This window comes from Streptomyces niveus (assembly GCF_001723055.1).
GTDB lineage: Bacteria > Actinomycetota > Actinomycetes > Streptomycetales > Streptomycetaceae > Streptomyces > Streptomyces niveus.
Genome location: NZ_MDCR01000475.1, coordinates 1 through 3,721 on the forward strand (window position 1 = coordinate 1; position 3,721 = coordinate 3,721).

Sequence of the window (3,721 nt, forward strand, 5' to 3'; positions counted from 1 at the left end):
GCCGTCGAGCCGGCCGGCGGCGACGTCGCAGAGGTCGACGGCCGCGGAGCCGCCGCGCCGGATGTCCCGCAGCCGCGGGATCAGCCGCGCCGCGACGGCCGCCTGGTGGGTGCGGACGGTGGCGACGTAGTTGAAGCCGGTCGAGACCAGCGCCTGGTCCAGCGGCGGGGTGGGGCGGCAGCTCACCGGCCGGTCGTTCAGGTGCGCGCCGCCGCCGCGCACGGCCCGGAAGGTCTCGCGGCGCATCGGGGCCTCGACGACGCCGACGAGGGTGACGCCGTCGCGTTCGGCGGCGATGGAGACGGCCCAGGTCGGCAGCCCGTACAGATAGTTGACGGTGCCGTCCAGCGGGTCGATCACCCAGCGGACACCGCTGCTGCCGGCCGAACTGGCGCCCTCCTCACCGAGGAAGCCGTCGTCGGGGCGGTTCTCGGCCAGGAAGCCCGTGATCAGTTTCTCGGCCGCGATGTCCATCTCCGTGACGACGTCGATGGGGCTGGACTTCGTGGCGGCCACGCCCAGGTCGGCGGGGCGGCCGTCACGCAGCAGCTCCCCGGCCCGGCGCGCGGCCTCCAGGGCGAGTGCGAGCAGTTCGGTGGTCAGGGGGTCGGTCACGGGCGGGATCACTCCTCGGGAGGGCACCGGGCGATGCGACGGGCGGCGGGCGTACGAGGCGGTGTGCGTGCGGGGCTCAGGCGTACGGGCTGTCGGCGCCCGCGGCGGCCGGGCGGGGCGTACGCGCGGGGCAGCAGCCGACCGGGCAGAGGTCGTGGCTGGGCCCGAGCGACCCGAGGGCGCACCGCTCGACGGCCCGGCCCCGCTCGGTCGCCGCGCGCTCCAGGAGCAGGTCGCGTACGGCGGCGACGAACCGTCTCTCGGCGCCGACCGTGGCGGATCGCCGTACCGGCAGGCCGAGTTCGGCGGCCTTCGCGGTGGCCTCGGTGTCCAGGTCGTACAGCACCTCCATGTGGTCCGAGACGAACCCGATGGGCACCATGACGACCGCCGGGGCCCCCGCGTCGTGCACGGTCTGCAGGTGGTCGCAGATGTCCGGCTCCAGCCACGGGATGTGCGGGGCGCCGCTGCGCGACTGGTAGACGAGCTGCCAGGGGTGTTCGATCCCGGTCTCCTCGCGCACCGTGTCGGCGATGAGCCGCGCCACGTCGAGGTGCTGGGCGACGTACGCGCCGCCGGCTCCGTGGTCCTCGACGGGGCCCGAGGTGTCGGCGGCGGCCAGCGGGACGGAGTGGGTGGTGAAGGCGAGGTGAGCCCCCGCGCGTACGTCCTCGGGGAGGTCGGCGAGGGACGCGAGCACGCTCTCGGCCATGGGCCGTACGAAACCGGGGTGGTTGAAGTAGTGCCGCAGCTTGTCGACACGGGGCGGCCGAAGGCCCTCGTCCACGAGCGTGGCGAGAGCCTCCGCCAGGTTCTCGCGGTACTGGCGGCAGCCGGAGTACGAGGCGTACGCGCTGGTGGCGAGGACGGCGACCCGGCGTCTGCCGTCCTTGGTCATCTCCCGCAGGGTGTCGGTCAGATAGGGCGCCCAGTTGCGGTTGCCCCAGTAGACGGGCAGTTCCAGGCCGTTCTCGGCGAAGTCCGCGCGCAGGGCCCGGAGCAGGACGCGGTTCTGTTCGTTGATCGGGCTGACCCCGCCGAACAGGAAGTAGTGCTGCCCGACTTCCTTGAGCCGCTCCTCGGGGATGCCCCGGCCACGGGTCACGTTCGCCAGGAACGGAACCACGTCGTCCGGGCCTTCCGGGCCGCCGAAGGACAGCAGCAGCAGGGCGTCGTAGGGGGAAGTCGTCAGCTGTTCGGGCATGCCCCGATCCTGCCATCCAGGGTCGGGGGGCGATAAACCGAGGCGCGCCCGGTGCCCGCCGGGCCGTAAGCTGTCTGCGCCTGTTCATTCCTTACCCGCCAGTGCTCAGCGGCCCTACGCGCCGTCACTCGCGACAGCGTCCACCGGAGCGACACGTGGCCAGTCCCTACCGCGCGATCTTCGCCGCGCCCGGCACCCGGAGTTTCAGCGCGGCCGGTCTCGTCGGCCGGATGCCGCTGTCGATGATGGGCATCGGCGTCGTGACGATGATCTCGCAGCTCACCGGGCGTTACGGCCTGGCGGGGGCGCTCGCGGCGACGCTCGCGATGTCCGCCGCCGGGATGGGACCGCTGATCTCCCGGCTCGTGGACCGGCACGGCCAGCGGCGGGTGCTGCGGCCCGCCGCGCTGACCGCCGTGACGGCCGTCGCCGGACTTCTGCTCTGCGCCCAGCAGTCGGCCCCGGAGTGGACGCTGTTCGTCTTCGCGGCGGGCGCGGGCTGTGTGCCGAGCGTGGGCTCGATGGTGCGGGCGCGCTGGGCGGAGCTGTACCGGGGGTCGCCGCGTGAGCTGCACGCCGCGTACTCGTGGGAGTCGATCGTCGACGAGCTGTGCTTCATCTTCGGGCCGATCATCGCGATCGGTCTGTCCACGGCCTGGTTCCCCGAGGCGGGCCCGCTGCTGGCGGCGGTGTTCCTGGTGACGGGGGTCTTCTGGCTGACGGCGCAGCGCGCCACCGAGCCCGTGCCGCAGCCGCGTGAGCACCACACCGGGGGCACCGCGCTGCGCTCCTCCGGTCTCCAGGTGCTCGTGGTGACGTTCGTGGCGACCGGCGCGATCTTCGGGGCCATCGACGTGGTGACCGTGGCGTTCGCGGAGGAGCGGGGGAACAAGACGGCGGCGAGCCTCGTGCTCGCGGTGTACGCGCTCGGTTCCTGTCTCGCCGGGGCCGTCTTCGGGCTGCTGCATCTGCGGGGCAGCGCCTCCAGGAGGTGGCTGGTGGGTGTCTGTGCGATGGCCGTGAGTATGATCCCCCTCCAACTGGCCGGGAATCTGCCGATCCTGGCCGTGGCGCTCTTCGTCGCCGGCCTGTCGATCGCACCGACGATGGTGACGACGATGGCCCTCGTCGAGGCACACGTACCTCGTACCAAGCTCACCGAGGGCATGACCTGGGTCAGTACCGGGCTCGCCGTCGGGGTGGCGCTCGGCTCCTCCGCCGCGGGATGGGTGGTGGACGCCTCCGGGGCGCGGGCGGGGTTCGCCGTGCCCGTGGTGGCGGGAGTGGCCGCGGCCCTGGTGGCGCTGCTCGGCCACCGCAGGCTGCGGGAGCGGCCAACGGATCGGGAGGGGCGTGGGGCTGATGACCGGCACCGGTACGAGCGCGGCGACGACGAGGAACGCGACAAGCACCTGGCGTAACTGGGCGGGGAACGTGAGCTCCCGTCCCACGCGCACCTTCTCCCCCGCCTCCGTGGAAGAACTCGCCGAGGCGATACGTACGGCCGCCGCCGACGGGCTGCGGGTCAAGGCGGTCGGTACGGGGCACTCGTTCACGTCCGCCGCGACCACCGACGGCCTGCTGATACGGCCCGAACTGCTCACCGGCATCCGGGAGATCGACCGGGCGGCCGGCACCGTGACCGTGGCGGCGGGCACCCCGCTGAGGCGGCTGAACGAGGCCCTGGCCAGAGAAGGCCTGTCGCTCACCAACATGGGCGACATCATGGATCAGACCGTCGCGGGCGCGACGTCCACCGGAACGCACGGCACCGGCCGCGACTCTGCCTCGATCGCCGCGCAGATCCGGGCGCTCGCGAAGATGTCCGCGTTCTCGGTCGGCGAGCACGTCAGTACGGAGCCGTCCGCCGGAATGAGTTCCAGCGCCCGGATCTGCGCGGCG

Annotated in this window: 4 protein-coding genes; 2 read left to right on the forward strand and 2 right to left on the reverse strand. The window is 73.0% G+C overall.

Translation table 11 applies throughout. From position 1 onward, the window contains the following. Together BHU15_RS36470 and BHU15_RS36475 are read right to left on the reverse strand one after the other, a co-directional pair. A partial coding sequence (locus tag BHU15_RS36470; RefSeq protein ID WP_069631010.1) for an inositol monophosphatase family protein occupies window positions 1-615 on the reverse strand: 615 nt, incomplete at its 3' end. A gap of 76 nt (window positions 616-691) precedes the next feature. Continuing rightward, window positions 692-1,819, reverse strand: coding sequence for a ferrochelatase (locus tag BHU15_RS36475; RefSeq protein ID WP_069631011.1), 1,128 nt, complete (start codon window positions 1,817-1,819; stop codon window positions 692-694). A 155-nt stretch (window positions 1,820-1,974) separates the two neighbouring features. On the opposite strand from BHU15_RS36475, the gene BHU15_RS36480 reads away from it, so the two are divergent. Both BHU15_RS36480 and BHU15_RS36485 read left to right on the forward strand, forming a co-directional pair. Next, complete coding sequence (locus BHU15_RS36480) at window positions 1,975-3,240, forward strand: MFS transporter (RefSeq protein ID WP_069631012.1); 1,266 nt, start codon at window positions 1,975-1,977, stop codon at window positions 3,238-3,240. After that, window positions 3,182-3,721, forward strand: a 540-nt coding sequence (locus BHU15_RS36485) for an FAD-binding protein (RefSeq protein WP_141726976.1), incomplete at its 3' end; no start/stop codon positions are given. The genes BHU15_RS36480 and BHU15_RS36485, both read left to right, overlap by 59 nt.